The 2,051-nt window shown below is 45.2% G+C and carries 2 protein-coding genes; one reads left to right on the top strand and one right to left on the bottom strand.

The window, feature by feature from the left end; all coding sequences use genetic code 11:
- Window positions 1–196 precede the first annotated feature (196 nt).
- Complete coding sequence (locus tag BVJ53_RS14680) at window positions 197–1,447, bottom strand: RNA-guided endonuclease InsQ/TnpB family protein (RefSeq protein WP_129302977.1); 1,251 nt, start codon at window positions 1,445–1,447, stop codon at window positions 197–199.
- 74 nt (window positions 1,448–1,521) lie between these two features.
- Here BVJ53_RS14680 and tnpA point away from each other — a divergent pair, with 74 nt between their 5' ends.
- The gene (tnpA, locus tag BVJ53_RS14675) at window positions 1,522–1,971 is read left to right on the top strand and encodes an IS200/IS605 family transposase (protein ID WP_129302976.1); all 450 of its coding nucleotides are present in this window, start codon (window positions 1,522–1,524) and stop codon (window positions 1,969–1,971) included.
- The last annotated feature ends 80 nt before the right edge of the window (window positions 1,972–2,051 follow it).

The raw sequence follows: 2,051 nt of genomic DNA, 5'->3' as shown, positions 1-2,051 counted from the left end.
TTGACGAAGAACTGTAATCCGGTGTCAACCACCACTGACTAAAGTCAGTGGCTTGTGAGCAAACACCCTTCTTACGAGCGCTTGAATCACAATTTGCACAGATACACCACTGCAGGCAGTTCGTAGAACTGCTTTGTCTTACACGGCAATTACCAGTGCCTTTAGCGTTCCCAGGTTGCCATAGGGACGAGCCTAATCAGGCTAATTTAGCAATACCTTTGATCAGTATGTTCTGCGCGGCATTGTGATCGCGAACGTGATGGGTATGGCATTTAGGACACGTCCATTCTCGATCAGCAAGCCTAAGCTTATCAGTGCCTTCGGTTCCCATTACGAAGTCGCAACGATGACAGGTTTGAGTGGTATTCCTAGGATTGACCGTTACAAACTGGCGACCATAAAGGTCAGCCTTGTAAGTTAGCATGCCTAAGAAGGTACGCCAGCCTACGTCTGCGATACTCATTGCCAAGGCGTGATTTTTTAGTAAGTTCTTACTTCGCAATTCCTCTGCAACCACTAAATCATGGTTCTTGATTAGTGTGGTTGAGACGTTGTGCAAGAAGTTCTTACGCCGATCTAGAATCTGTGCATGAATCTTAGCAACTACCAAGCGCTGTTTTTGGTAATTCTTACTGTTACGTAACGGTCGATGCTCTTTCTTTGCCCTTCGGGCACGGCGCGACAAAACACGTTGGGCCTTAGCCAGTCGTCCCTTAATCGTTCGATAGTAGCGCGGATTTGCGACAACTTTGCCATCACTGGTCGTCAAGAAGTTTTTCGTGTTGAGGTCAATGCCGGTTTGCCGATTGGTTTTGGCAGGCTTCGTGATGAACGGTGTATCAGAACCCAGCTGCATGGATAAAAAGAAACGGTCGGCAGCGTCCTTAGTAATCGTGACCGTGCCAATGCGAATTTCTGCTTGCCGACTCAGTAATCGTTTGTGGGAGCCTTTAATGCGTAGCCGACCTAACTTAGGCACTAAGATGTGCTTGAGGTCTTCAAAGCAGACGGTCCCGTTGGTTAGCTGCGCCGTTTTCTGCTTGATATATTGGCAATTAGTTTGATAGCGCCACGCATAGCTTTTACGGTGGAATTTTGGGACGCCAGTACCATGAACCTTCCGAAAGGCTCTCCATGTTTTGCGGTAGTTCCGGATAGCGTTAGCCTTAGCAAGACTGTCAATGCGCTTGTCTTCTAAGAATTGGAAATGATTGGACATCTGCTTGGCATTTTGCCGTAATTCAAGCTGCTTGATTCGAGCTTGAACCGTATCAATTGGCAGCTTGACTTGTTTTAATTGCCAGAGTTCTTTACCAACCGCCACCATCTCGTTATAGACGAAGCGACTGGCATCGCTGTTAAGCTTAATCAATTGCTTTTGGTGGTCACTTGGGTAGATGCGAACCCTCAAGCCATAATGATATCCTAATTGTGCCATTGACTTCATTTAATCTCACCTCTTTTCTTGCTATAATGGTATTGTAGCATTAGCCAATGATGACAACAATTGAGGTGACTTTTATGACTCAAGAAAAAATCCAAGACGCGGTTTATACCAGACGCTATATCTATAATTTTCATTACCATTTGATCTGGGTAACGAAATATCGCCATCAAACTTTTGTAACTAAGGAACTGGCAGACGAAATGAAGGTCATTTTGCAAGGGGTTACCGATGATAATGAGATTGTGATCGAAAAAATGGAAGTCATGCCCGATCATGTCCATGTATTGATCAGTTTTCCGCCTAGCAAGGCACCAACCAGTGCCATCAAAGCGCTCAAGGGCAGAAGTGCCTTTATCTTTCTCAAACGGCATCCGGAAATTCGCGATTCTCAAGATTGGGGTGGACATTTATGGTCACCCAGCTACTACATGAGTACACTTGGCAACATGAGCAAGGACGTCGTTGAAAATTACATCAACAACCAAAAATACAACGAACTGAAAAAGCGCCCTAAAGGGCGTTGAGAGAGGGCCTATCCATCCCATGACTAAAGTCACGGGATTTCCGGCCAGTCATAATTAAAAAGTGATTGAACTTTAAAAGC

Source organism: Lacticaseibacillus chiayiensis (genome assembly GCF_004123795.1).
GTDB lineage: Bacteria > Bacillota > Bacilli > Lactobacillales > Lactobacillaceae > Lacticaseibacillus > Lacticaseibacillus chiayiensis.
This window is presented reverse-complemented; position numbering and strand designations above follow the sequence as displayed.